This is a genomic window from Sodalis sp. RH20, assembly GCF_047324205.1.
GTDB lineage: Bacteria > Pseudomonadota > Gammaproteobacteria > Enterobacterales > Enterobacteriaceae > Acerihabitans.
Genome location: NZ_CP178733.1, coordinates 2041284 through 2067506, shown reverse-complemented (window position 1 = coordinate 2067506; position 26223 = coordinate 2041284). Strand labels below are relative to the sequence as shown.

The 26223-nt window shown below is 62.3% G+C and carries 28 protein-coding genes, 1 pseudogene and 1 riboswitch; of the genes and pseudogenes, 24 read left to right on the top strand and 5 right to left on the bottom strand.

What is annotated here, in order from left to right; all coding sequences use genetic code 11:
- Positions 1–23 precede the first annotated feature (23 nt).
- The 5 genes from pduE to pduA form a co-directional block, all read right to left on the bottom strand.
- On the bottom strand, positions 24–545 hold the full coding sequence (gene pduE / locus ACL2XM_RS09580) for a propanediol dehydratase small subunit PduE (protein ID WP_410015134.1): 522 nt from the start codon (positions 543–545) through the stop codon (positions 24–26).
- Between the two features lie 61 nt (positions 546–606).
- The gene (locus ACL2XM_RS09575; protein WP_413733213.1) at positions 607–1290 is read right to left on the bottom strand and encodes a propanediol/glycerol family dehydratase medium subunit; all 684 of its coding nucleotides are present in this window, start codon (positions 1288–1290) and stop codon (positions 607–609) included.
- A 14-nt stretch (positions 1291–1304) separates the two neighbouring features.
- Positions 1305–2969, bottom strand: a complete 1665-nt coding sequence (gene pduC / locus ACL2XM_RS09570; RefSeq protein ID WP_410015133.1) for a propanediol dehydratase large subunit PduC — start codon at positions 2967–2969, stop codon at positions 1305–1307.
- 18 nt (positions 2970–2987) lie between these two features.
- Entirely contained in the window at positions 2988–3800 is an 813-nt protein-coding gene (gene pduB / locus ACL2XM_RS09565) for a propanediol utilization microcompartment protein PduB (protein WP_410015132.1), read from the bottom strand.
- Positions 3797–4081, bottom strand: coding sequence for a propanediol utilization microcompartment protein PduA (pduA, locus tag ACL2XM_RS09560; protein WP_331119187.1), 285 nt, complete (start codon positions 4079–4081; stop codon positions 3797–3799). The genes pduB and pduA overlap by 4 nt, the downstream gene beginning before the upstream one ends.
- 626 nt (positions 4082–4707) lie before the next feature.
- Here pduA and ACL2XM_RS09555 point away from each other — a divergent pair.
- The 24 genes and pseudogenes from ACL2XM_RS09555 to ACL2XM_RS09440 all read left to right on the top strand — a co-directional run bounded on the left by ACL2XM_RS09555 (position 4708) and on the right by ACL2XM_RS09440 (position 26198).
- Positions 4708–5538: an MIP/aquaporin family protein gene (locus ACL2XM_RS09555; RefSeq protein ID WP_413722833.1), complete on the top strand. Its 831-nt coding sequence runs from the start codon at positions 4708–4710 to the stop codon at positions 5536–5538.
- 229 nt (positions 5539–5767) lie between these two features.
- On the top strand, positions 5768–6703 hold the full coding sequence (gene pocR / locus ACL2XM_RS09550) for a transcriptional regulator PocR (RefSeq protein WP_410015130.1): 936 nt from the start codon (positions 5768–5770) through the stop codon (positions 6701–6703).
- Positions 6704–7016: 313 nt separating this feature from the next.
- Positions 7017–7200, top strand: a riboswitch (cobalamin riboswitch).
- A gap of 124 nt (positions 7201–7324) precedes the next feature.
- The gene (locus ACL2XM_RS09545) at positions 7325–8689 is read left to right on the top strand and encodes a cobyrinate a,c-diamide synthase (protein ID WP_413732785.1); all 1365 of its coding nucleotides are present in this window, start codon (positions 7325–7327) and stop codon (positions 8687–8689) included.
- Entirely contained in the window at positions 8686–9648 is a 963-nt protein-coding gene (gene cbiB / locus ACL2XM_RS09540; protein ID WP_413722835.1) for an adenosylcobinamide-phosphate synthase CbiB, read from the top strand. Before ACL2XM_RS09545 ends, cbiB begins: the two co-directional genes overlap by 4 nt.
- Positions 9649–9697: 49 nt before the next feature.
- Entirely contained in the window at positions 9698–10351 is a 654-nt protein-coding gene (locus ACL2XM_RS09535) for a cobalt-precorrin-8 methylmutase (RefSeq protein WP_413722836.1), read from the top strand.
- Positions 10348–11472 carry a cobalt-precorrin-5B (C(1))-methyltransferase CbiD gene (gene cbiD, locus ACL2XM_RS09530; protein ID WP_413732784.1) on the top strand — a complete coding sequence of 375 codons (1125 nt, stop codon included), beginning with the start codon at positions 10348–10350 and terminating at the stop codon, positions 11470–11472. Before ACL2XM_RS09535 ends, cbiD begins: the two co-directional genes overlap by 4 nt.
- The gene (locus ACL2XM_RS09525) at positions 11469–12113 is read left to right on the top strand and encodes a cobalt-precorrin-7 (C(5))-methyltransferase (protein ID WP_413722838.1); all 645 of its coding nucleotides are present in this window, start codon (positions 11469–11471) and stop codon (positions 12111–12113) included. The genes cbiD and ACL2XM_RS09525 overlap by 4 nt, the downstream gene beginning before the upstream one ends.
- On the top strand, positions 12103–12681 hold the full coding sequence (locus ACL2XM_RS09520) for a decarboxylating cobalt-precorrin-6B (C(15))-methyltransferase (protein WP_410015124.1): 579 nt from the start codon (positions 12103–12105) through the stop codon (positions 12679–12681). Before ACL2XM_RS09525 ends, ACL2XM_RS09520 begins: the two co-directional genes overlap by 11 nt.
- Positions 12665–13438, top strand: a complete 774-nt coding sequence (locus tag ACL2XM_RS09515) for a cobalt-precorrin-4 methyltransferase (RefSeq protein ID WP_410015123.1) — start codon at positions 12665–12667, stop codon at positions 13436–13438. The genes ACL2XM_RS09520 and ACL2XM_RS09515 overlap by 17 nt, the downstream gene beginning before the upstream one ends.
- Positions 13419–14492 (top strand): cobalt-precorrin 5A hydrolase, encoded by a 1074-nt coding sequence (gene cbiG / locus ACL2XM_RS09510; RefSeq protein WP_410015122.1) that lies wholly within the window; start codon positions 13419–13421, stop codon positions 14490–14492. Before ACL2XM_RS09515 ends, cbiG begins: the two co-directional genes overlap by 20 nt.
- A complete protein-coding gene (locus tag ACL2XM_RS09505; RefSeq protein WP_413722839.1) occupies positions 14492–15232 on the top strand; it encodes a precorrin-3B C(17)-methyltransferase in 741 nt (246 codons plus the stop codon). Before cbiG ends, ACL2XM_RS09505 begins: the two co-directional genes overlap by 1 nt.
- Before the next feature lie 101 nt (positions 15233–15333).
- Positions 15334–16116, top strand: coding sequence for a precorrin-6A reductase (cobK, locus tag ACL2XM_RS09500; protein ID WP_413732783.1), 783 nt, complete (start codon positions 15334–15336; stop codon positions 16114–16116).
- A complete protein-coding gene (gene cbiK / locus ACL2XM_RS09495) occupies positions 16113–16901 on the top strand; it encodes a sirohydrochlorin cobaltochelatase (RefSeq protein WP_410015119.1) in 789 nt (262 codons plus the stop codon). The genes cobK and cbiK overlap by 4 nt, the downstream gene beginning before the upstream one ends.
- Positions 16898–17629: a cobalt-factor II C(20)-methyltransferase gene (locus ACL2XM_RS09490; protein ID WP_410015118.1), complete on the top strand. Its 732-nt coding sequence runs from the start codon at positions 16898–16900 to the stop codon at positions 17627–17629. The genes cbiK and ACL2XM_RS09490 overlap by 4 nt, the downstream gene beginning before the upstream one ends.
- Before the next feature lie 15 nt (positions 17630–17644).
- Positions 17645–18379: a cobalt ECF transporter S component CbiM gene (gene cbiM, locus ACL2XM_RS09485; RefSeq protein ID WP_413722842.1), complete on the top strand. Its 735-nt coding sequence runs from the start codon at positions 17645–17647 to the stop codon at positions 18377–18379.
- Position 18380: 1 nt separating this feature from the next.
- Positions 18381–18737 carry an energy-coupling factor ABC transporter substrate-binding protein gene (locus ACL2XM_RS09480; RefSeq protein ID WP_413728432.1) on the top strand — a complete coding sequence of 119 codons (357 nt, stop codon included), beginning with the start codon at positions 18381–18383 and terminating at the stop codon, positions 18735–18737.
- Entirely contained in the window at positions 18730–19407 is a 678-nt protein-coding gene (locus tag ACL2XM_RS09475; protein WP_413732781.1) for an energy-coupling factor ABC transporter transmembrane protein, read from the top strand. Before ACL2XM_RS09480 ends, ACL2XM_RS09475 begins: the two co-directional genes overlap by 8 nt.
- A gap of 9 nt (positions 19408–19416) precedes the next feature.
- A complete protein-coding gene (locus ACL2XM_RS09470) occupies positions 19417–20232 on the top strand; it encodes an ATP-binding cassette domain-containing protein (protein ID WP_413722844.1) in 816 nt (271 codons plus the stop codon).
- Entirely contained in the window at positions 20229–21770 is a 1542-nt protein-coding gene (locus ACL2XM_RS09465; protein ID WP_413722845.1) for a cobyric acid synthase, read from the top strand. Before ACL2XM_RS09470 ends, ACL2XM_RS09465 begins: the two co-directional genes overlap by 4 nt.
- A pseudogene (gene cobU, locus ACL2XM_RS09460) lies at positions 21767–22309 on the top strand (bifunctional adenosylcobinamide kinase/adenosylcobinamide-phosphate guanylyltransferase); the annotation flags it as partial. The gene ACL2XM_RS09465 and the pseudogene cobU, both read left to right, overlap by 4 nt.
- A 74-nt stretch (positions 22310–22383) precedes the next feature.
- Positions 22384–23133 (top strand): adenosylcobinamide-GDP ribazoletransferase, encoded by a 750-nt coding sequence (gene cobS, locus ACL2XM_RS09455; RefSeq protein WP_410015112.1) that lies wholly within the window; start codon positions 22384–22386, stop codon positions 23131–23133.
- Positions 23130–23738, top strand: a complete 609-nt coding sequence (locus ACL2XM_RS09450) for an adenosylcobalamin/alpha-ribazole phosphatase (protein ID WP_413732780.1) — start codon at positions 23130–23132, stop codon at positions 23736–23738. Before cobS ends, ACL2XM_RS09450 begins: the two co-directional genes overlap by 4 nt.
- Before the next feature lie 29 nt (positions 23739–23767).
- Entirely contained in the window at positions 23768–24823 is a 1056-nt protein-coding gene (gene cobT / locus ACL2XM_RS09445; protein ID WP_413722847.1) for a nicotinate-nucleotide--dimethylbenzimidazole phosphoribosyltransferase, read from the top strand.
- 214 nt (positions 24824–25037) lie between these two features.
- Positions 25038–26198: an efflux RND transporter periplasmic adaptor subunit gene (locus ACL2XM_RS09440; RefSeq protein WP_413722848.1), complete on the top strand. Its 1161-nt coding sequence runs from the start codon at positions 25038–25040 to the stop codon at positions 26196–26198.
- Positions 26199–26223 lie beyond the last annotated feature (25 nt).

Genomic DNA, 26223 nt, shown 5'->3' with positions numbered 1-26223 from the left:
TCCCGCCCGCCGGTTCCCCGGTGTTAATCATCGCCCTTGAGCTTTTTACGCTGCAGGTAATACCCCGCGGCCTCGCGGACAAAACCGGCGCAAATCGTCGCGTTGTAGCGCGACTCAAGCTCACCGGCTATCGCCAGTAATTCTTCCTGGCTTGAGCGGAACGGACGCAAGGCGTTATAGATTTCCAGGACCCGCTCATCCGGCACCGCCGTCAGTTCGGCGGCGCGCTCGAAGTTCATCGCCAGCAGGGAACGTCCGGCGGAGCGGGCGATATCCGCCTGGATGCGCAGGATTTCCGGGGTGATCCGCACGTCCTGGGCGGTGACGCGGCCGTTAAGCACGTTGGCCAGCGTCAGGTCGTCCAGGGTTTTGCCGGTGGCGGTCTTGACCCAGTCCGGGTGCTTATTGGTCAGCGGATAATCCGCCACGCCGGCCGTGAAGGCCTTGGGCGCGCTGGACGCCGGGGCCGGCGTTTGCACCGCGTCCGGATTGTTCATGCGTGCCAGCACGTCACGCACCATGGTTTCAATTGCTTCAGCATTCATCGTCGTTACCTTAATTCGCGCATCGCCCGCGGCGGGCGCGTAGAGGTTAAAGTCGTGGCGTTCAGAGGGCGACGCTCAGTTCCTGCGGCTGCTTGCCGGTCACCACATACTTGGTTTCCTTGATATGCAGCACCGCGGATTTGGCCTGGTATTTCGGCCGGGCCATCTGATCGTTGAGCGTCGGCACAGGATCCGGCGATTCGCCCTTGGCGTAGCGCGCGGCGTTTTTACCAATATGCCGGTAGGTCTCAAGCGTCAGCAGCGGCGCCTGGGGGAACAGCTCCAGGTTGGACAGCGGCGGCAGGCCGCGCTGGTGGATAACCGTCGTCCCTTTGGACTGGATGCCGATGGAAATGCCCGACCCGCTCAGCCGGTTGCCTTCCACCGCCACAAACGCCACGTCGGAGGATTTAAAGCAGCGGATCACCCGGGCGCGCACGCCTTCCTCCTCGATGCCGGCAATCAGTTCGCGCAGGATCTGCTTATGGGGCAGGCCGATGATATTGACGGTCTGCGACAGGCCGAACGCGGGGCCGACCGCGATAATCACCTCGTCTTTATGGGTGCCGGGCCGGGCGTCGTCCACCACCTTGAGAAAATCGCAGGTCTTGCCGTCGCCGGTGGGCGCCGCGGCGGCGGGTTTGGCCGCCTGCGCGGGGGCGAAGGAGACCTGGTTATCCAGCGGCTGCATCTGGCTGAGCACGTCGCCTATGATTTGCCGTAATAGTGTTTCGTTAATTTCCATCATGGCCGCCTTGGTTAACCCAACTCACTGGGATCGAGCGCGTTGGGAATGTTTTTGATTTCTTCCCAGCGTGCGCCCTGCAAACGGTATCCGGTGGCCGGACCCGCGTAATCATTCACGTCGTTCACCGCCGACAGGACCTGGCCGTTGCCAACGATAATGGCCGAGGTATGCAGGTAATCGCCGGCAATCTTGGCTTTCTGGATATCCAGCACGCTTTGCGCCACGTCCGTGAAACCGCCTTCGGCCAATGCCTTGACCACTTCCAGTCCGGTACGGTTCTTCTCGATAATCTCCTGGGCGAACTTCATGTCCTCCACCTTATTGCGCGCCGGCATATCCTTCGAACCGTGGGCATAGGTGGCGGCGGTGACCTCCTCGTCGCTAATGGGCGGCAGGCCCATGCCGGCGAACGTGGCCTGCAGCGCGCGCGCCGCTTTATTACGAATGGCCACCACGTCTTCCTCGCGCACCGGGCGCAGCCCGCCGTCCACTTTCAGATCCCGCTGCAGGATGTTGTAGTCATCGAAGTCCTCGGCGTCTTCATTGGAGCCGGCGAACATATTGTCGTAGTTCGGCACCGCCGAATAACCGGAGGAGATAAAGTCGGTGCCGGGCAGGAATTGCATCAGCAAACGCGCGGTACGGCGCATATCGGAATGGGTGAAGGTCTGGTCGTTGCTGGAGGCGCACTCCAGATCCAGTGACGAGCAGATCAGGTTTTCCGCCAGCACCGCGCGGATGCCCGAGGGGACCGCCGACGGGATGCCGATACAGCTTACCGACCCGTTTTGCAGCCCCTGCACCCCGGCGGCGCGGGTAATAAAAATACAGCGGGCTTCCAGGTACAGCATGGATTTACCTTCGGCGTAGCCCATCTGCACTTCCGAGCCGGAACCGGAGGTAAAGCGCATCTTCAGGCCGCGCGAGGCGTAGGAGGAGGCGAGAAATCCTTTCGACCAGGGCGTATCGTCGCCGTCGGTAAACACCGGTTCCGTGCCGTAAACCGAAATGGTTTCGGCATAGCAGGTATGGCCCAGCATGCCGAGTTTCAGTTCGGTGGCTTCCTCCAGCGAGCATTGCGTCAGCACGCCCGGCCGGCCGACCTGCGAGCCGATAAGCAACGCGATGGCGTTAAACGGCGCGTAGCGCGCCACCGCCACGGTGGTTTCCTGTTCGTCAAAGCCGCGGAAGGCCCCTTCGGCGGCGTCGGCGGCAATCTGCACCGGATTGTCTTGGATATTGGTGACGTGCGCCTGCTGCGAGGGAGTGCGCCGGGCGCGCATCTTCTGCATCGACATCATCATCTCCACCACGTTCATCTGCGACATCACTTCGACGATTTTCGCCGGCGTCATGGCGGTGGTCAGCGGGATGATATCGGCGCGCGACACGTTGGGGTCGCACAGCATTTTTGCCAGTTGTACCGAATCCATCGCCATGACTTCTTCCGACCGCGCCAGGTTAATGCCGTAGTTGGCGATAAAGTGATCGATCAGATCGAAGTCGGCGCGGGCCTTGCCGTCGAGTTCGGTAACCTTGCCGTCGACGATTTTGATCGACGGCTTGGGGTCGTTGGGACTTTCCATGGCTATAAAGCCTTCCTCGACCCACTCTTTGACGAAACCGTCCTGGTTAACCGGCCGTTTCGCCAGCGCTTCAAATCGCTTGGATTTCATGCCATCCCCCACAAGGAGTTAAATATAAGACGGACGATCGTTATGCGGCACCGCGCCGAGCGTGCCGAGCAGGGTCTTGCCGATTTCACGGGCGGAGGTCACCGCCTGGCGCACCGCGCCGGAATCGCCGGAGACCACTAGGATCACTTCGTTGCTGAAGCTGGTGCCGTTGGACGGGGAGCTGTAGGAAACCACATCGACGTTGGCGGATTTCACCGCCGTATCGGCCATCACCACGCCGATGGCGGCGGGGGCGCCGACTATCACGCCGCAGGCTTTGCCGATCGGCGCGCCGAAGGCTTTTTCCAGCGCGTAGCTGGCGCGGGCGCTATACTGCAGCTCGATATGGCCCGCCTCATTGCTGTAGACGTCGCCGAACGTCCGGTCCAGTTCCTTGAGCGCCACTTCCACCGCCCGTTTCACATCGGACACGTCCTCGCCGCCGAAAATGATCAGCGAGCCGTGTCCCGCGCCGCCTTTGGTGTCGCGGGGTAATTCGATGCTGACCACTTCGGTATTGGTCGCCTTGACCGCCTCGTCCGCCGCCATAATGTGCGGACCCGCGCCGATGCGCGTGCCGAGAATACCGATCGAGCGGTAGCGTTTTTCCAGTTTCATCGCCGTCAGCACTGCGCTGTCGACATTGGCGATCACCAAACCGATGGTGTCGCCCATGGCCGTGCCGACGAATTCCGTCAGGTTACAGGTGTTTTCCGACATATCCGGACCTCGTTCCAATGGGGAGAGAGAAGGGGGCGCCGCGGGGGCGTCGTCACCGATTTTCGCCATCACCTGGGCCAGGATCGCCTCGATGACCTTATCGGTGTTCATTCGCGGGTACCTTTAGGCAAAAATTTCTCCACATCCGCGTGGGGACGTGGGATGACATGGGTGGCGATCACTTCACCGACGTTGGCCGCCGCCATGGCGCCGGCATCGGTGGCGGCTTTCACCGCGCCGACGTCGCCGCGCACGATAACCGTCACCAGACCGGAACCGATTTTTTCATAACCGACCAATAACACATTGGCCGATTTCACCATGGTATCGGCCGCCTCAATCGCGGCGGTCAGACCTTTGGTTTCCACCATGCCCAGGGCTTCTTGTTGCATTTTTATTACCTCGACCAATCATTAAAATTCTGAGGATGTCCGAGGTAAAATATACGCATAAGCGATAAAAAATAGTGGCTTGATTAGGGTGAAAATAGAAGAAATGATTGGCGGTGGCATAGCAAAAAATTGTCATTTCAGTTTGAAAATGCGGCGCCCTGGCTGGTTTTTATCGACTTGTGCAATAACACCAATTAATTTTTTACCTTCCATAATTCAATAATTGATCTTGAAATTCAGGCCAGGCTGTGATTTTGCCGGCGACACGTTAACGGTAAAAAATAATGCCAGAGCAATAATGTAGTATGGCGAAAAAACGGCAATGCCTTGCACGGCAAGGCTTGCAGCGCCTATGACCCATAAAAATTATCGACTGTGGCGATTATTTTATATTTTAAAAAACGAAATTTTATGTCTTGTTTTTGTTACGTAAAAAGATAATTGCAGGCGAGATCTCATTTGATTGATAAATAACTTTGCTAAACGCCATGGGGGCATATAGCGTATTGCCTTGAAGGCCTTATGTTCATTAAAACATTTTTTAAAAATAGACAAAATGTCAGTCGGAAGCAATGCGATTTCACGCTAATAATTATTTCATTTCGACCTCATACAGGAAAATTACGATGAGCGACACTCTACGAACGGTAAAAGGGCAATGTGTTGCCGAATTGCTCGGTACCGGGCTGTTTATGTTTTTCGGCACCAGCGTGCTGTGCGCGGCCAAGCTTGCCGGCGCCAGCTTCGGCCTGTGGGAGATTTGCGTGGTGTGGGGGCTGGGCATTGCGCTGGCGGTGTATCTGACCGCGGGTATTTCCGGCGCCCATCTGAATCCGGCGATAACCATTGCCCTGTGGCTGCTGGCTAATTTCGAGGGCAGGAAAGTGCTGCCCTATATCCTGGCCCAGGTGGCGGGGGCCTTCTTTGGCGCGGCGCTGACCTATCTGCTGTACCATAATATGTTCGGCCTCTACGAGCAGGCCCACCAGATGGTGCGCGGCAGCCAGGAGAGCCTGTTCCTGGCCAGCATCTTTTCCACTTATCCGGCAAGCGCCATCAGCGTCGGGCTGGCCGCGCTGGTGGAAACCGTCATCACCTCCATCCTGATGGGGCTTATCATGGCGCTGACCGATGACGGCAACGGCGTGCCCAAAGGTCCGCTGGCGCCGTTGCTGATCGGTATCCTGGTGGCGGTGATCGGTGCGTCCACCGCGCCATTGACCGGTTTCGCCATGAATCCGGCGCGTGACTTCGGCCCCAAGCTGTTCACCTTTTTTGCCGGCTGGGGCGAGGTGGCGATGACCGGAGGCCGCGAGATTCCCTACTTTATCGTGCCCATCGCCGCCCCCATCGTCGGGGCGATCCTGGGCGCTGCGGTATACCGCTTCCTGATAGCGCCCCATTTGCCCGGCAATATTAAACAGGACGCGGCGGGACAACCGCCGCTGCAATCTTAAACCCCGGGCAACCCGGCCGGCACCCGGCTTCAGGACCGGGTGCCGGCGCAATCCTATAATTGTGTGATAGAGCACGGTTTTGAATAAGGAAAAAATGATTAAATCCCAAACGGCTTTAAGATATTGCGTCGTAATCGCTGCATCTTTCATTAAAACGTAACAATCAGGCGAAATATATCTTTTTTGTTACTGGTTTATTAAAAATAAGTAAAGCGCGAGAGGGCATAATATGAATTCCGGTAGTTTTATGGATTCAGAACTGATAAATAAAATCGCGCATGATTTCGCTAATGCCACCAATTTGGCTGTAGTGGTAGTCAATATCCACGGCGAGGAAGTTTCGGATTTATATCATTTCACCCCGTTTTGCCAATCATTGCGCCAGGATCCGGAAATGGGCCGCCGCTGCCGCATGAGCGACCGCTGCGGCGGACTTGAAGCCTCTAAATCCAATCAGCCCTGTATCTACCGCTGTCACGCCGGGTTGACCGATTTTTCCATTCCCCTGGTCATCGGCGGCCATTTGGTGGGATTTGTGCTGTGCGGCCAAGTGCGCATCAATGATACCGTCAAGCTGCCCGAAGTGCAGGAGAGCAGTTCCTTCACCTGGCGCCAGAACGGCGTGCTGGCCGAGCATTTCGAGAACATTCCGGTTATCGATTACGACCGGCTGCTGTCTTCCGCCGATCTGCTGAAAATCATCGTTGATAATTACCTTAAGCAACAGCTTGATTTCGTGGTGATTAAAGAACACGCGCCGGCGAGCGCCGGGCACCGGGCGGCGATCCCAAGCGCGCATGACGGCAAAATGAAAAAGGTGCTGCGTTATATCGACAGTCATTACTCCGAGGACCTGCGTCTTGAGGACGTGGCGGCGATGGTCTATCTCAGCCCTTATTATTTCAGCAAATTATTCAAAAAATACCAAGGCGTGGGTTTTAACGCCTACGTGAACCAGCAGCGTATGGAAAGCGCGCGCCAGATGCTGGAGCAAAGCGACTGGTCCATCGCCGTCATTGCGCGCAACCTCGGTTTTTCCCAGGCCAGCTATTTTTGCAAAGTATTTCGCCAGGCCTATCGCATTACCCCCCAGGCGTATCGTGAGCAGCGTTTATCCGCGCTGAATAACAGCCCGGCGAAAAATATCGCCATGCCGCGTAATTAATCCTTTTTCCCTTTTGTCGCTTTAATTATTGTGACGTTATTATTTCCAGCCGATCGTGATCTCATTTTTTAAATTTAAACAACGCTATTTAATGCTATGGCTTTCGCCGCTGAAAATGGCCGCTCATCGCGCCATGCCGTGGCATGGCTAATTGCCGATAGCTAAAAAGTGTTATCCCCCGACAATAAATTTTAATCAAATCACCGCCGGCGAACATTTTTTTTGATCCAATCCGGGGTATATTTTCCCCAGATACTTTAGATTAACGATGACAGGGGCGCCGCCGGCAACGATTTGCCATTTCCGCGCGGCGCCAATGCCAATGTTACCAGGTTGCACGCGCCGCAAGGCCGTCAGGGAAGGAGGTGTGAATCCTCCGCAGCCCCCGCTGCTGTAATGCCGACGAATCCGGCGTCACCACTGATCGAAAATGATTGGGAAGGGCCGGAGGAGGATGACGCAAAGCCAGAAGACCTGCCTGATAACAAGAGCCGTACCGGCTCGGTAACAACTCCTTCGGTGGGAAGCGGGTTGTCCTAACGACTGCGTCGGGATAGCGCCTTTCCGCCGCCGTTGCTTACGACAATCCCGTTCGGCCCGCCCTGGCATTACGGGATACGGATGAAAGCGATACTGATTGGCGGCGCGCAAAGCGGGACCGGGAAAACATTGCTGACGCTCGGCCTGCTGCGGGTGCTGGCCAGGCTCGGCCTCAGGGCGCAGCCGTTCAAGTGCGGGCCGGATTATATCGATACCGGCTGGCATGAGGCGGTCAGCGGCATCGCCTCGCATAACCTGGACGCCTATATGCTGGGGGCTGACACGCTTAACGGCCTGTTTAACCGGCATATGCAAACTGCCGACGTGGGCGTTATCGAAGGCGTCATGGGACTCTACGACGGCCTGGGCAGCGACGGCGGCGACTGCAGCAGCGCCGCGCTGGCCAAGCAGCTGGGCGTGCCGGTGGTGCTTATTATCGACGGCAAGGCGGTATCCACCTCGGCCGCCGCCACCGTACTGGGCTTTCAACTGTTTGATCCCGCCGTCAACATCGCCGGCATTATCGTAAACCGGGTATCCTCCGCCAATCATTTCAACCTGATTAAAACCGCCATTACCCGCTACTGCGATCTGCCGGTGCTGGGGTATCTGCCGCCGCTCAGCGACTGGGCATTGCCCTCCCGGCATCTGGGCCTGGTGCCGGCGCAGGAAAACCCGCGCCTGGAGGCGCAATGGGACCAACTGGCGGATGCGGTGGAACAGCATATCGATATCGATTGTCTTCTGCGTCTTGCCGACTGCCAGCCCGCGGCGGGCCGCCTGCCCGCGCCGCCCGCCGCGCCGCGTTATGCGCAGCTGACGCTGGCGCTGGCCGAGGACGAGGCGTTTCATTTCTATTATCCGGATAATCTGCAGCTCCTGCGCGATATCGGCGTGCGTATCGTGCCGTTCAGCCCGCTAAACGATCGGGAACTGCCGGCATGCCAGATGATTTACCTCGGCGGCGGTTTTCCGGAACTCTTCGCCGACCGGCTGACGGCCAACGGCGTGATGCGGGCAGCGCTGCTGCGGGCCGGTCTGCAGGGCACGGCCATCTACGCCGAATGCGGGGGGCTGATGTACCTGGGGACCTCCCTGGAGGATCAGCAGGGCCGCGTCTTCCCCATGGTCGGCCTGTTGCGCGGCGTCAGCCGCATGAGCGAGGGACTCAAGCGTTTCGGCTATTGCGAGGGGCGGGCGCTGGCCGATAATCTGCTGACCGCCAGGGGAGAAACGTTACGCGGTCACGAATTTCACCATTCCGAATTTATCACCGATGAGCCGCCGCTGTTTACCCTTACCAAACGCGCCGCCGGCGGCGAGGTAAAACAGTGGCCGGGCGGTTATGGCGACGCCACGCTTCTCGCCAGCTACCTGCATGTGCATTTTTACCAGCGCCCGGCCTTGCTGCGGCGCTGGCTGGATAAAGGATGCGAGCTGCTATGACCTTGAGCGCCTACCTCGCCGGCTACCTGCTGGATCTGTGGCTTGGGGATCCGCCGCACTGGCCGCATCCGGTGCGCTGGATAGGCCATGCCGTCACGGGCCTGCAACGCGTTATCCGCCGTTGCTGCCGTAGCCGCCGGGCGCTGTATATCGGCGGCGGCGCGCTGTGGCTGCTGGTGGTGGGCGGCAGTGGGGGATTGACCTGGGCCTTGCTGCGCCTGCTGTCCTTTTCGCCCGCGCTGGAGTGGCTGGCCACCGCCTGGCTCACCTACACCCTGCTGGCGACCCGCTGCCTGCGCGATGCCGCCATGGCGGTTTATTACGTGCTGCGCGCGGACGACCTGGCGGCGTCGCGCCGGCAGCTGTCCTACATTGTCGGCCGCGATACCCAGCACCTGACGCGGCCGCAAATGATGCGCGCGGTGGTGGAAACGGTGGCGGAAAACAGCGTTGACGGCGTAATAGCGCCGCTGTTCTGGCTGTTTATCGGCGGCGTGCCGCTGGCGATGGCCTATAAGGCGGTCAATACCCTGGATTCCATGGTGGGGTACCGCACGCCGCAGTACGAAGCCATCGGCTGCGTATCGGCGCGAATGGACGACGCGGCCAACTGGCTGCCGGCGCGATTGGGCTGGCTGCTGCTGGCGCTGGCCGCCGGCCTGTTGCGTCTGGACGGGCGCGGCGCCTGGCGCATTGGCTGGCGCGATCGCTATCAGCATAAAAGCCCGAACTGCGCCTGGTCGGAGGCGACGGTGGCGGGCGCGCTGGGGGTGCGGCTGGGCGGACCCAATGATTATTTCAGCATCCGGGTGGAAAAACCCTGGATTGGCGAGGCGCGGCGCGAGATTGCCCTTGGCGACATCATCCACAGTATCCGCTTGATGTATGTCGCCTCCGCGCTGATGCTGGCGACGATGTGCCTGCTCCGCGCCGGCGGCGCGGGATTAGGGTGGTGGTGAGACTTAACAGGGCTGTATAACAGGGCGCAGGCCCGGAGCTGTAACGCGAATGAGTTATATCAAACAACCGCAACAAATCGAGCGCACCAGTTTTGCCATTATCCGGGAGATCATTGCCCGCGAGCGTCCCGATTTCCGTTTCCAGGATATCTGGCAGGAAAAAATCATCCTGCGCGCCATCCACACCAGCGCCGATTTCGACTGGCTGGATATTCTGCATTTCTCGGCCGGCGCGGCTGAACGCATGGCCGACGCCCTGAGCCGGGGCTGCACGATATATACCGATACCACCATGGCGCTGTCCGGCATCAATAAGACCGCGCTGGCGCAGCTGGGCGGTAAAGCGGCTTGTTATATCGGCGATGCCGGTATTGCCGAGCAGGCGCGGGCGCAGGGCATGACGCGCTCAATGGCGGCGGTGGACTATGTGGTGGCGCGCGCCGGCCGGGAGCCGGACAACAGCCTGTTTGTGTTCGGCAACGCGCCCACCGCGCTGTTTCGCCTGCTGGAGCATGTCGGTCGGTCGGATTACCGGCCGCAGGGGGTGATAGGCGTGCCGGTGGGGTTTGTCGGCGCCAGCGAATCCAAGCAGGCGCTGGCCGACAGCCCGTTGACCTGCATCGCCGCGCTGGGCCGCAAAGGCGGCAGCAATATCGCCGCGGCCATCGTCAACGCCCTCCTTTATCAGCTGCGGGAGGCATGATGGACGACGTGGTCTGGCACAATGGCCGGGCGCTGCGCAAGGGGTATACCACCGGATCCTGCGCCACCGCGGCGGCTAAAGTCGCCGCCGAGATGCTTTTGCGCCAGCAGGTGATAGATACCGTTTCCATCGTGACGCCGTCCGGCGTCACGCTGTGCCTGAACGTCGAGCTGCCGTTGATAAGCCCCGGCGAGGCCACCGCCGCCATTCGCAAGGACGGCGGCGATGACGTGGACGCCACCGACGGCATGCTGATTTTTGCCCGCTTAAGACTGCGCGCCGATGCCGCCATTATCATTGAGGGCGGCGCCGGCGTGGGCCGGGTAACCCGCAACGGCATCGGCCTGGCTATCGGCCAGGCGGCGATTAACAACACTCCCCGTCATACCATCGAGACGGCGGTGCGCGAGGTCATCGGGCCGGATCGCGGCGCGGATGTGGAGATTTTCGCCCCGGAAGGGGAAGCGCGGGCGCGGAAAACCTATAACGCGCGCCTGGGCATCCTGGGCGGTATTTCCATTATCGGCACCAGCGGCATCGTGACGCCGATGTCGGAGGAAAGCTGGAAGAAATCCCTGTCGCTTGAGCTGGGCATGAAGCGCGCCGACGGCATGGACCGGGTGATCCTGGTGCCGGGCAACCACGGCGAGCGTTTCGTCGGCGAACGGCTGGGCATCGATAAACGTTACGTTGTCACTATGAGCAATTTTGTCGGCTATATGCTTAAGGAGGCGGAGCGCCTGGGGTTTCGCCAGATCCTGATGGTCGGCCATTTCGGCAAACTGGTGAAGGTGGCGGCGGGGATCTTCCATACCCATAGCCATATCGCCGACGGACGCATGGAAACGCTGATTGCCTGGCTGGCCTTGTGCGACGCCCCCCACGCGCTAATGCATCAGGTGGCGGCGTGCGTGACCACCGAGGAGGCGATGGCGTTAATCGACGCCGCCGGCTGGCAGCGGGTATACCCGGCCATTGCCGCGCGCGTCGCCGCCCGCATGGCCGAGCTGTTGCGTTTTTCCTCTACGCCGCCCCGCTGCGATGCGCTGCTGTTCTCCTTCGATCAGCAGATCCTCGGCAGCAGCCGGCCGGCGGCGCAACTGAGAGATGCCTTCCGATGAACAGGAGGGTTGACGATAACGGCCACCGGCACGCGCCCCGGTTAAGCGTGGTCGGGCTGGGGCCGGGGGATGGCCGCTACCTGACGCCCGGCGCCCGGCGGCTGATCGAGCAGTGTTCGGTGCTGATCGGCAGCCCGCGCCAGCTGGCGTGTTTTCCTGGGTTCCAGGGCGAAAAGCGGCCGTTCGGCCCGTCCCTGGCGGCGCTTGCGGCCTGGCTGGACGCCCATCCCGACGTGGACACGGTGGTGCTGGCTTCCGGCGACCCGCTATTGTACGGCATCGGCGATTACCTGAGCCGGCGCATGGGGGCGGAAAACCTGCATATCGAGCCGGGGATCAGCGCGGTGCAATACCTGTTTTCACGCCTGCGCATGGCGATGAACGATGTCTATCTCACCAGCAGCCATGGCCGCGCGCCTGATTTTGATTTTTTGCTGCTGCACCCCAGGGTGGCGATGGTCACCGACGAACGCATCGGTCCTTATGAAATCGCCCGCGAGATCCTGGCGCGCGAGCGGCCGCGGGTCATGATTATCGGCGAAAACCTGTCCTACCCCGATGAACGTATCCACCGGCTGCCGCCCGCGCAGGTGGCGCGGCATTATGCAATGAACGTGGTGGTGATCCTCGATGAGAGATGAAGAATTTATCCGCGGCCCGGTGCCGATGACCAAACGCGAAATCCGGCTGGCGTCGGTGGACCGGCTGGAGCTGGCGCAGGCTCGGCTGCTGATTGACGTCGGCGCCGGTACCGGCAGCGTCGGCATCGAGGCGGCCAGCCGCTACCCCCAGCTGCGGGTGATGGCGGTGGAGCGCAATCCCGACGCGCTGGCGCTGATTCGCGCCAACAGCGCCAAATTCGCCCTGGACGAGCGTATGGACATCGTGGCCGGCGACGCGCCGCTGCCGCTGGCGGTAAGCGCCGATGCTGTTTTTATCGGCGGCAGCGGCGGCAACCTGGCGGCGATTATCGGCTGGGCCGGTGAACTGCTGGTGCCGGGCGGACGCCTGGTGATTAACCTGATTTTGCAGGAGAACCTCGGCGAGGCGCTGGGCGCGCTGCGCCAGGCGCCCTTCGTTCGCGCGGACTGCGTCCAGATGCAGGTTGCCAGCCTGGCCCCGCTGGGCAGCGGACACTTTTTTAAACCGAACAATCCCGCTTTTATTATTTCCTGTCTCAAGGAGAACACTCATGACAGAGCCCTTTGACCGCCGGCTGATCTGGTTTGTCGGCGCAGGACCGGGCGACCGGGAACTGATCACCCTGAAAGGCTACCGGCTGTTATGCGCGGCGGACGTGGTGATCTACGCCGGATCGCTGATTAACCCCGCGCTGCTGGACTATTGCAAGCCGGGCGCGGCCTGCTATGACAGCGCCGGTCTCAACCTGCGGCAGATTATCGGCCATATGAGCGAGGGTATCGCCGCCGGCAAGCTGGTGGTGCGCCTGCAAACCGGCGATTTATCCCTGTACGGCTCGATCCGCGAACAGATTGAAGAACTGGCGTTGCTGAATATCGGTTTTAGCACCGTGCCCGGCGTCAGCGCGTTTCTCGGCGCTGCGGCGCAGCTTGGCGTGGAGTATACCGTGCCGGAAGTGGCGCAAAGCCTGATTATCACCCGTATGGAGGGGCGCACGCCGACGCCGGCGCTGGAAGCGCTGGAAGCGTTTGCCGCGCATCGCACGTCGATGGCCATTTTCCTGTCGGTACAGGCTATAGAGCGCGTGGCGCAGCGGCTGGTGGACGGCGGTTATCCCAGCGACACGCCGGCGGCGGTGATTTTCAAGGCCACCTGGCCGGAGGAAAAAACCGTACGCGGCACGCTGGCGGATATCGCCGGCAAGGTCCGCGCGGCAGGCATCGGCAAGACGGCGCTTATCCTGGTGGGCGCCTTCCTGGGCGACGAATACCACTACTCCAAACTGTATCACGCGGAATTCACCCATGAATATCGTCAAGCCTGAGTCGGTCGCCCTGTTTTGCCTGACCCCCGGCGGCGTTCAGTTGGCCAAACGGCTGTCGGCGCTGATCCCGATGACCTGTTTTACCAGCCAGAGTTTGCTGGAGCCGGGATTTGATGCGTTTCACGGCACGCTGTCCCATACGGTGGCGGAAGTGTTCAATACGTATTCGGCGCTGATATTTATCTGCGCCACCGGTCTCACGGTGCGGGTTATCGCGCCGCTGATTAAAGATAAGTTCAGCGATCCGGCGGTGGTGGTGATCGACGATCGCGGCCACCATGCCATCAGCCTGCTGTCCGGTCATATGGGGGGCGCCAACGCGCTGACCGGCTATATCGCCGGGCTGATCGGCGCCACGCCCGTTGTCACCACCGCGACCGATGTCAACCAGCTGGCCGCGGTGGATATCCTGGCGCAGCAGTTGAACGCCACCATGACGGATTTTCGCCAGACGGTGAAAAAGCTCAACCAGTTGCTGGTGTGCGGCGGGCGCGTCGGGCTGTATTGGGACCAGACGTCGCTGGCGACGATAAAAATGCGCTGGCCGGAAGAGTATTGCGATACCCGCGGCCTGGTGCTGGTCACCGATCTGGACGATTTGCCCGAACTGGACGCGCTGCTGTACGTCAGTTTGCACGACAGCGTGCCGGAGGTGCCGGTGCCGGTGTACAAACTGGTGCCGCGCTGTGTGGTGGCGGGTATCGGCTGCCGCCGCGACACGCCGCCGTCCACCGTGGCGAACCTGTTGGCGCGGCAACTGGCGGGACTGCATATCGACCCGCTGGCGCTGCGCGCCATCGGCAGCGTGGCGATTAAACGCGACGAACCCGCGCTGCGCCATCTGGCCAATCAATGCTGCGTGCCGTTCGAGATTTTTTCCGTCGATGCCCTGAAACCGGCCGCCGCCCGATTCCCCGGTTCGGACTTCGTGAAGCGCGTGGTGGGCATCGGCAGCGTCTCCCAACCCGTCGCCTGGCTGATGAGCAACGGCCGCCTGGTGGGCGATACGTTGCGTACCCAGGGCGTGACCATAACCTTAGGAGTTTCCTGCTGATGCTGTATGTGATTGGTATCGGCCCGGGCAGCCAGGCCGCGATGACCCTGGAGGCGCTTGACGCCATCCGCGACGCCGACATTATCGTCGGCTACAAAACCTATACCCACCTGGTCAAGCACCTGACCGGCGACAAACAGGTGATCAAGACCGGCATGTGCAAGGAAATCGAACGCTGCCAGGCCGCGCTCGATCTGGCGGTCACCGGCCAAAAGGTGGCGCTGATCAGTAGCGGGGACGCCGGCATCTACGGCATGGCGGGCCTGATCCTGGAACTGGTGACGGCGCAGGGGCTGGATGTGCAACTGAAGCTTATCCCCGGCGTCACGTCCAGCACCGCCGCCGCCTCACTGCTGGGCGCGCCGCTGATGCATGATTTTTGCCATATCAGCCTGAGCGATCTGATGACCCCCTGGCCGGTGATTGAACGGCGCATCCTGTGCGCGGCGCAGGCGGATTTCGTGATCTGCTTTTACAATCCGCGCAGCCACGGCCGGCCGGATCACCTGGCCAACGCCTTTGCCCTGATGGGCCGTTATAAATCGGCGCACACGCCGGTGGGCGTGGTACGTGCCGCCGGGCGTAAAAAACAGGAAAAATGGCTGACGACGCTCGGGGATATGGACTTCGCGCCGGTGGACATGACCTGCCTGGTGATTGTCGGCAACCAGGCGACCTATTGCCGTGACGGCCTGATGATCACGCCGCGCGGCTATCAAATCCAGGCGGACGCGCAGTGACGGCGGGCCGGATATGCCCACCTGCAGCAGCCCGGGAGCCGGTTGACGGCGGCGGGGGGAGGGGCTGCGCGCAGGATGCCGTCCGCGCGCCGGCGCCCCAGGTGCATATTCTCGGCGGCACGTCCGACGCGCTGGCGTTATGCCGGGTGATGGCCCGGCGCGGGGTGTCCTATAGCCTGTCGGTGGCCACCGCCACCGGCGAGGCGCTGGCGGCGGGCGTGGGCGGCGCCAGGCAGGTGGGCCGCATGGACGCCGCCGGCATGGCCGGGTGGCTTTCGGGGGCGCGCTGGGTTATCGACGCGTCCCATCCCTATGCCGAGCTGGCGTCGCAACATCTGGCGGCGGCGTGCCGGGCGCTGGCGCTGCCGTTGACGCGTTATGAACGTCCCAGCGATATCGACGCCATCACGCATCCCCGTTTATTACCGGTGGATTCGATAGAGCAGGCGTGCCGGACGGCGGCGGCGCTGGGACAGCGCATCCTGCTGACCACCGGCAGCAAACAGCTGGCTGATTACGTCAGGCTGCTGCCGGGCAAAACCCTGATAGCCCGCGTGCTGCCCACCGCCGCGATCCTGGCCCAGTGCGCGGAGCTGGGCCTGGGCGTCAGCCAGGTGATCGCCATGACCGGTCCCTTCAACCGCGAGCTGAACCTGGCCCTGTACCGCCAGTACCGGCCAGAGGTCATGATCACCAAGGAATCCGGCCGGGAAGGAGGCTACGCCGAAAAGGTCTTGCCTTGCCTGGCGCTGAATATCCCCTGCGTGGTCATCCGCCGGCCGCTGATGCGGTGGGATGACGTGATAAGCACGCCGGACGCGTTTGCACACCGGCTGGACCAGTGGCTGAACGCCGCCGGCACGGCGAATAAGGAATCATCATGAAAAAAGCGCTGTTGACCATCAGTTTCGGCACCACCTACACCGAGGCGCGCGAGCGCAATATCGACGCCTGCGAACGGCGGCTGGCCGCCGCATTCGCCGATCGCGTCCCGTTTCGCGCCTTCACCTCCGGCATGGTCATGCGCAAGCTGGCGCAGCGGGACGGCCTGTTTATCGATTCGCCGCAGCAGGCGCTGGAAAAACTCTGGCAACAGGGCTATCGGGATGTGGCGATCCAGTCGCTGCATATCATCAACGGCGATGAGTACGAAAAAATCCTGCATCACGCCGCGGCCTGGCGCGGACGTTTCGACCGGCTGCATATCGGCGCGCCATTGCTTAACGACGAGCGCGATTACGGGCGGCTGATGGCGGCGCTACAGGCGCAAATGCCCGCGCTGGCCGACGACGAGCGGGTGGTGTTTATGGGACACGGCACCCGCCATCATGCGTTTGCCGCCTACGCATGCCTGGATCATATGCTGGCCGCGCGCGGTATCCCCGCGCTTATCGGCGCGGTGGAAAGTTATCCCGATCTGCAGTTGGTCATCGCGCGGCTGAACGCCCAGAAGGTACGCAAGGTGCATTTAATGCCGCTGATGCTGGTGGCGGGCGATCACGCCATCAACGATATGGCGTCCGGGGAGCCCGATTCCTGGAAAAGCCAACTACAGCGTGCCGGCTACGCATGCCGGTGCTGGGTACAGGGGTTGGGGGAAAACCCGCTGGTCCAGCAGCTGTTTGTCGATCATCTCCTGGATCGCGTCACCGAAGAGGTGATGCCATGACCGGCCGGCTGTATGCCATCGGCACCGGGCCGGGCGCCGCCGATTTGATTACGGTGCGCGGCGCCCGCGTGCTCGGCCAACTGGATGTGCTGTACGCGCCGGCGGGACGCAAGGGCGGCGACAGCCTGTCGCTGAGTATTGTGCGCGAATATCTCGCCGCGCGGGTCGATATCAGGACGCGCCATTTTCCCATGAGCCTGGACGCCGGGGAAAAGGATGCCGTGTGGGACGCGGTGGCCCGCGAAATGGCCGCTGATGTGGAGCAGGGGCTGCAGGTGGGTTTTATTACCCTGGGAGACGCCATGCTGTACAGCACCTGGGTATTTTTACTGGCGCGGCTGCAGGGGCGCATACCCATCGACATTATTCCCGGCGTCACCTCGTTCGCCTGCATCGCCGCCCGGGCGCAAATGCCGCTGGCGATGGAAAGCCAGTCGCTGGCGGTGATGGCCTGCACCGATGATGAAAGCGCGCTGGAACAGGCGCTGCTGTCCCATGACTGTGTGGTGCTGATGAAGGTGTATGGCCGTTTTGCCCGCATCCAGGCGCTGCTGGGCCGCCTTGGCCTGCTGGAACACGCCCTGCTGATGGCGGACGCATCGTTGCCGCAGGAGAGGTGCTTCCGCGCGCTGGGCGACCTGGCGCCAGATCAGGCGTTACCTTATTTTTCCACGGTGGTGGTCAATAAAGGCTGGCCCGCCGCCGCAACAGCGCATTTTAATGGATAACCGAGGAGTTAACCGATGAACCTACAGATTGGCAAGGGGATGTCCGCGTTCGGCGCCGGCATGACGCTGTTATTGCTGGTGGTGCCGCAGGATGCGTACGCCATGCATATCATGGAGGGTTTCCTGCCGCCGATGTGGGCGCTGGCCTGGTGGCTGCTGTTTTTACCCTGTCTGGCGATCGGACTGACGCGCATGCGGCGGATTGTGGCCGAGGACAGCAACCGCAAGGTGCTGCTGGCGCTGTGCGGCGCGTTTATCTTTGTGCTGTCGGCGCTGAAAATCCCGTCGGTGACCGGCAGCTGTTCCCATCCCACCGGGGTGGGCCTGGCGGTGATTATGTTCGGGCCGTGGGTGCTGTCGGTGCTGGGGGCGGTGGTGCTGCTGTTCCAGGCGCTGCTGCTGGCCCACGGCGGCCTGACCACCCTGGGCGCCAATGCCATTTCCATGGCGGTGGTCGGCCCGATGGTGGGGTATGTGGTCTGGCGGCTGTCGCTGCGCTTAGGCCTGCGGCGCGATGTGGCGGTGTTCCTGTGCGCCATGCTCGCCGATCTGTCCACCTATATGGTGACGTCGCTGCAACTGGGACTGGCGTTCCCCGACCCGGTGTTTGGGTTTACCGGCTCGGCGCTGAAATTTATGGGCGTGTTCTGCCTGACGCAAATCCCCATCGCCATCGCGGAAGGACTGTTAACCGTCATGATTTACGACCAACTGACCAAACGGCAGTTGTTAACCGTCGGGAGTCATTAAAATGAAAAAAATGCTGATATTGCTTTCCCTGGTGGTGGCGCTGATGGTGATGCCGTTTTTTATCAACCATGGCGGCAGCTACGGCGGATCGGACAACGAGGCGGAAGGTCTGATAGGCACCCTGGCGCCCAATTATAAACCCTGGTTTTCGTCGCTTTATGAACCCGCCAGCAGTGAAATCGAAAGCCTGCTGTTTACCCTGCAAGGCTCGATCGGCACCGGGGTGGTATTTTATATTCTCGGTTTTTATCGCGGCAGGGAAAGCCGCGGCAAAAACAAGCGCGGTGGGGAAGGCCGCGGCGACGGCCGCCAGCCCGAAGATGAAGACGACGCCGGCCGGGACGGACGTCATGCTTGAAATCGATCGCCTGTCCTGGCAAAACCGCTGGCAGGCGCGGGATCCGATGCGCAAGTTCGTTCTCTATGCGGCCTTGCTGGGCATTGCGCTGCTGACATCGCCGCTGTATCAATGCGCCACCCTGCTGCTGCTGATCCCCTTGACCTGCTATGTGGCGCGTGTGAACCTGGCGCGCTATCTGCGCTGGCTCAGCGTGCCGCTGGGATTTCTGGCGGTCAGCCTGCTGAGCATCGCGGTATCTTTTGCCTGGTCCGGCGGCGGTATGATCTACAGCGTGCGGTTGGGAAGCCTGTACCTGGGGCTGGATAAACAGGGCCTGGCGTTGGCCAATCTGGCCATGTGGCGCAGCATGACCGCCCTGGCGGCCACCTATTTATTCGTGCTGACCACGCCCTTTACCCAGATTATCCAGATCCTCAAACGCTGCCGCCTGCCGCGGCTCTTGATCGAGCATACCCTGCTAAGCTATCGCTTTATTTTTATCTTTCTTGACGAGGCCAACGCCATCCGTCAGGCGCAGTCGCTGCGCTTCGGTTACTGTTCGCTGCGTACCGGCTATCATTCGCTGGCGATGCTGGTGGGCATGCTGATGCTGCGGGTCATCACCCGCTACCGGGAAATGTCCGTCGCGCTGGAGGTGAAATTGTACCAGGGCGAATTCCATTTATAAGGATCGACGATGTTAGCGACCGAAGCACTCTGTTTTTCCTGGCAACAGGATCAGCCGGCGCTGTGCGATTTAACGCTGGATTTCAGCCGCGGCCGGGTCACCGGCTTGATTGGCGCCAACGGCTGCGGCAAGTCCACGCTGTTCATGAACCTGCTGGGTTTGCAAAAGCCGCAAAGCGGCAGGGTGCTGTGGCGGGGCAAGCCGCTGGACTATGATAAACGCAGCCTGCTGGCGCTGCGCCAGCAGGTGGTCATGGTGTTCCAGGAACCGGATCACCAACTGTTCTATACCGATATCGACAGCGATATCGCGTTTGCCCTGCGCAACCTCGGCGTGGATGAAGCGGTCATCCAGGCGCGCCTGGCGCAGGCGTTGACGCTGGTGGGGGCCAACGGCTTTCGCCACCGGCCGATCCAGTACCTCAGCCATGGCCAGAAAAAACGCGTGGCCATCGCCGGGGCGCTGGTGATGCAATCGGATTACCTGTTGCTGGACGAACCCACCGCCGGGCTGGATCCGCAGGGCCGCGAGGCGATGATCGGCATTATCCAGCGCATCGCGGCCCAGGGCCGGCACGTCATCATCGCCAGCCATGATATCGACCTGATTTATCATATCTGCGATTACATCTATGTCATGGCGCAGGGACGCCTGCTGGCCGAGGGCAGCGAGCGGGAGGTGTTCCAGCAAGCGGCGATGCTGGCGCGCGCGGGGCTGAGCCAGCCTTGGCTCATCAAGGCGCATACCCGGCTCGGCATGCCGCTGGTGAAGACGGAAGATGAACTGTTCGCTTTTTACGAACAATCCCGGGAGGCAAAAGTATGACGATGTCAATCATGGTGCAGGGCACCGCGTCCGACGTGGGTAAAAGCGTCCTGGTAGCCGGGCTGTGCCGTATTTTTGCCCAGGACGGCCACCGCGCGGCGCCGTTTAAAGCGCAGAATATGGCGCTGAATTCCTGGATCACCCGCGATGGCGCTGAAATGGGCCGGGCGCAGGTGTTCCAGGCCGAGGCGGCGGGCATTGAGCCGGACGTGCGCATGAACCCGGTATTGCTCAAGCCGACCAGCGATCGGAAATCGCAGGTGATCGTCATGGGCGAGGCGCTATGCCACATGGACGCCATGGATTACCATCGCTACAAGCCGCAGCTGCGCGCGCGGGTCGGCGAAGTATTCCGCAGCCTGGCGGCGGATTTCGATATTATCGTGCTCGAGGGCGCCGGCAGTCCGGCGGAGATCAACCTGCGCGATCGCGATATCGTCAATATGGGCATGGCGCAACAGGCGAACGCGCCGGTGCTGCTGGTGGCCGATATCGACAAGGGCGGGGTGTTCGCCGCCATTTACGGCACCCTGGCGCTGCTGCGCCCGGATGAAAAAGCGCGGGTCAAGGGGGTGATTATCAATAAATTCCGCGGCGACCTGGCGCTGCTCAAGCCCGGGATCGCGCAAATCGAGGCGCTGACCGGCGTGCCGGTGGTGGGCGTGATGCCATGGTTCGACGAGCCGCTGGAAGATGAGGACGGCGTCGCCCTGCAAGGGGATAAATACCGCCTGGGCGGCGCCCGTGAACTGGATATCGCCGTGGTGCAGTTGCCGCATATCGCCAACTTTTCCGATTTTAACGCGCTGGCGGTGCAGCCGGATGTACGGCTGCGTTATGTAAAGCGCGGCGAAGCGCTGGGCGTGCCGGATCTGCTGATTATTCCCGGCAGTAAAAACACCTTGGGCGATCTTGCCTACCTGCGGGAAAACGGCATCGATGCCGCTATCCATCGCGCCCATGGACAGAGCGTGCCGGTTCTGGGCATCTGCGGCGGTTTCCAGATGCTGGGCAGGCGGGTCACCGACGGCATCGAGTCGGGCATCGCCGAAACCGACGGCCTGGGGCTGCTTGATTGCGACACCCGCTTCGAGCCGCGTAAAATCACCACCCAGGTGGAGGCCGGCGTACAGGCCTTGCCGGCGGGCATCTTCGCCGCCGCGGGCGGCCTGGCGCTGAGCGGCTATGAAATCCATATGGGCCAGACCACGCTTGGCGCCGGCGCGCGTCCCTTCGCCACGTTATTACGGCAAAACGGCCGCCCCTGCCGGCAGGACGACGGCGCGGTTAACGCCGCGGGCGACGTGGCCGGCAGCTATATTCACGGGCTGTTCGACAGCCCGTTGTTTACCCGGGCGCTGCTTGACGCGCTGCGCGAGCGGCGCGGCCTTGATGCGCTGGATACGCCGGTGACCGGCTGGCGCGAGCGCAAGGAGCTGTCGTTTGATGCGCTGGCAGGCCAGATGCGCGCCCATATCGATATCCCGCTGCTGTACCGTATTATGCGTGAGCAGGCGGCGACGGGAGAACCGGCATGATACTGGTGACCGGCGGCGCGCGCAGCGGCAAAAGCCGCCTGGCCGAAAGCCTTGCCGCCCGCGACGGCGGCGCGGTGCTGTATATCGCCACCTCGGTGGTGACCGACGAAGAAATGGCGCAGCGGGTGGAAAAACATCGCCGCGATCGTCCCGCGCACTGGCTGACCTGGGAGGGCCATCGCGATCTTGACCGGGTGATCCGCGCCCATGCCGGCCGGGTCGAGGCGGTACTGCTGGAGTGCGTCACCACGCTTATCACCAACCTGCTGTTTGACCAGGCGGGCGCCACGCCGCCCGATGCGATGGATTTCGACGCCATCGAGCGCCATATCGCCGGGCACATCGACGCGCTGATCGCCGCCTGCGCCGACGCGCGCTGCCGGGTGGTGCTGGTCACCAACGAACTTGGCATGGGCATCGTACCGGAAAATCTGCTGGCCCGGCGGTTTCGCGATATCGCGGGCAGGGTCAACCAGCGGCTGGCCGCCGCCGCTACCGACGTCTGGCTGGTGATATCCGGCATTCCGGTGCCGATCAAAGGCGGCGACCAGAGGGACCAGCCTGCCGGCAATCCCTGCGTAAATACTCACCATCGCCGCGGCGGGGCAACACAATGACGTCTTTTCTGGCCACCCTGCAATTTATGACCCGCCTGCCTGTGCCCGCGCGCTGGACGCGGGATTTGCCGCTGGACGCCTATGCGCGCGGCGTGATCTGGATGCCGGTGGTGGGATTGGTGGTGGGCGGGTGCTGCGCGCTGGTCTTCGCCCTGGCGCAGCCGGCGTTCGGCACGCCGCTGGCCGCCCTGCTGGCGGTGCTGGCCAATGCCATGGTCACCGGGGCCTTTCATCTCGACGGGTTGGCGGATACCTGCGACGGTATTTTCTCGGCGCGCAAGCGCGAGCAGATGCTGGAGATCATGCGCGACAGCCGCATCGGCACCAACGGCGCGCTGGCCATGGTATTCGCCATCGGCCTGCGGCTGGCGGCCATGGCGGCGCTAAGCCTGCATCCCGGCGGCGCGCTGCCCTATATCATCGCCGCTCCGGTGGTCAGCCGCGCCCTGATAAGCATTCTGATGTATCACCAGCGCTATGCCCGCGAAACGGGGCTCGGCAACGTCTATATCGGCAAAATCAGCGGTCATCATTTTGCCGTGACGCTGCTCGCCGGCATGCTGCTGACCCTGGCGATTGCCGGCCTGCGCGGCCTTGCTGCGGCGCTTATCGTCCTGGCGCTGGCCTACGGCTACCGCGCCAGGATTAACGCGGTGCTGGGCGGCCAGACCGGCGATACCCTGGGCTGCGGCGTGGAGGTATTCGAATGGCTGTTTTTGCTCGCGGCCCTGGCCGTTCCGCTATGAGACTCTATTTAGTGCGTCACGGCGAAACCCAGGCCAACCGCGACGGCGTTTACTGCGGCGTCAGCGATGTGGTCCTGACGCCGAAGGGACGATTCCAGGCGCACCGGGTGGCCTGGCAACTGGCGGAGATTCCCTTCGGGCGGGTCCTGACCTCCCGGCTCAGGCGCAGCCGGGAGACGGCCGATATCATCCGTCCCGGCATGCCGCCTGAGGCCTGGCAGGAATGGGACGAAATGAATTTCGGCGCCTGGGAGCTACGCCATCATCGCGATCTCGCTACGCAGGATCCGCAGCGCTATGCGGCCTGGTGCGACGATTGGCAGCATGTGGCCCCGCCCGGCGGCGAAGGGTTCCAGGCGTTTGCGCAGCGGGTGGGGCTTGCGGCCGCGCGCCTGCGCGAACAGGACAGCGCGGACGCCATCCTGCTGGTGGCCCATCAGGGCGTGCTCGGCGTACTGCTGGCCACGCTGCTGGGAATGCCGCCCGCCGCCATGTGGCATTTTCCCTTCCGCCAGGACGCCTTTACCCAGGTCACGCTTAACGACGGATTTTGTGTGCTCAACCAGTTAAACGACAGCGGCCGGGCCATGATGCCCGCACGCTGAAACCGTAACCCATTTTCCAGGAGAAGGTAATGAAAACACTGCAACAGGTCATCGACGCCATCCGGCCTTTGGACGAGAAGGCCATGGCGCGGGCGGAACAGCGTCTCGACGGCTTGCTTAAGCCGCCGGGAAGTCTTGGCCGCCTGGAGACGCTTGCCGTCCAGCTGTCGGGCATTATGGGCGACCGGCCGCTGGCGTTTGCGGGTAAAGAGATGATGGTGATGGTGGCCGATCACGGGGTATACGAAGAAGGGGTGGCGGTATCGCCGCGCATCGTTACCGCCATCCAGGCGGCGAATATGGTCAAGGGCACCACCGGGATCTGCGTGCTGGCGGCCAACGCCGGCGCGGCCGTCACCGTGGTGGATCTGGGCATTGACTGCGAGCAGCCTTTGCCCGGACTGCTGGACCGGCGCATGGGCCGCGGCTGCGGCAATATCGCCACCGGTCCGGCGATGACCGCCGGCCAGGCGCGCACCGTACTTGAAACCGGCGCGGCGCTGGTCGCCGACGCGGTTGGCCGGGGCATCACCTTATTCGGCGTCGGCGAGCTGGGCATGGCGAACACCACGCCCGCCGCCGCGCTGGTGAGCGTGTTAACCGGCGCGCCGGCGCAGGACGTCGTCGGCCGCGGCGCCAACCTGCCGCAGTCCATGCTGGCGCATAAAATCGAGGTGGTGGAGCGCGCCATCGCCGTAAACCGCCCGGATGCGCGGGATGGCCTCGACGTGCTGGCGAAAGTGGGCGGTTATGATCTCGGCGGCATGGCCGGCGTCATGCTGGGCGCCGCCGCCGAGGGGGTCCCGGTGATACTGGACGGTTTCCTGTCCTACGCCGCCGCGCTGGTCGCCTGCCGCATCGCCCCGCAGGCGCGGCCTTATTTCATCCCCTCGCACCTTTCCGCGGAAAAAGGGGCGAAGATCGCCCTGGACCATCTGGATCTGCGGCCTTATTTTGATCTGGAAATGCGCCTGGGCGAGGGCAGCGGCGCCGCGCTTGCCATGAATCTGGTGGACGCCGCCTGCGCCGTTTATAACGACATGGGCACGCTGGCGGACAGCGCTATCGTCCTGCCCGCCCATTAAACGCCACCGCGTGCGGCAACGTGCCTATCCGGCGGTTGCCGCCCGCCCCGGCGGCCATTAACCCGCGCTGACCCGCGCCAGCGGCAATATCGTGCCTTTTGCCGCCGCCCTCTATTGACCCTCCCGCGCTTACCCTGCATGCTCTGCAATACGACCGGTCGTATTATTTTTTTCTCTTTTATCGTCTTTTATCTTTTCAGGCAGAGGATGTTCCATGAGCACACCCAAGTACGGCGCGCGCCTTGCGCCGCTATTATTGCTGCCGGCGCTGGCTGCCCTGATGGCCGCCGGCTGTAAGCCCGCCGCCCCGGCGCAGCAAACACAGCAGGCGATCCCGGTGGCGGTGACCACCGTGATGTTCCAGCCGGTACGCCAATGGGACGATTTTACCGGCCGGCTGGAAGCCATCCAAAGCGTGGACGTCAGGCCGCGGGTCGGGGGTTTTATCGATGCTATCGCGTTTGACGACGGCGCGCGTGTCCATAAGGGCCAGGTGCTGTACCAAATTGATCCCAGGCCCTATCAGGCGGAGGTGGACCGGCTGGAGGCCGGGCTCCAGCAGGCGGTGGCTAACGCGGCGCTCGCCAGGACCAACCGCGAGCGCAGCCGGCGGCTGATCGTGGTGAACGCGATTTCCAGCAGCGAGCTGGATGCCCAGGAGGCCAACGCCAAAGTCACGGTGGCCAATGTGGCCGCCGCGCAGGCGGCGCTGGCCACGGCGCGGCTTAACCTGTCGTTTACCCAGGTGAGCGCGCCCATCGACGGGCGCATTTCCAAGGCGCTGATCACCCGGGGCAATCTGGTGACCACCGACAGCCTGCTGACCACCATTGTCTCCGATAGCCCGATATACGCGGCGTTCAATGTGGACGAGCAGGCCTACCTGAAATATGCCGCCGCCCAGCGCGGCAAGGATAACGCGGTCTTTATCGGCCTGATGGGCGAAAACGGTTTTCCCCACCGCGCGCGCCTGCGTTTCCTGGATAACGTGGTGGATCCCCGCAGCGGCACCCTGGCGGCCAGGGCGGTCTTGGATAATGCCGACGGCAGCCTGACGCCGGGCCTGTTCAGCCGGGTGCGCCTGGTGTCCTCCGAGGTGCAGCGGGTCGCCCTGCTGCCGGAACAGGCGCTGGGCACCGATCTGGGCAAACGTTATGTGCTGGTGCTGGATAAGGACCGGCGGGTGCAATATCGGGCCATTACCCTGGGACAGGCGGTGGGCGAGTGGCGCATCGTGAAAAGCGGGCTGAACGAGGGCGAACAGGTGGTGGTGGACGGGCTGCAAAAAGTGCGGCCGGGAGACGTGGTGGCGCCGCACGCCGCCACTGCGGATACGTCGCCGGCCGCGCTGGCCGCCTTGCTTCCCCATGATTAGCGGTGACCTGATTAAAGGCGTCCGC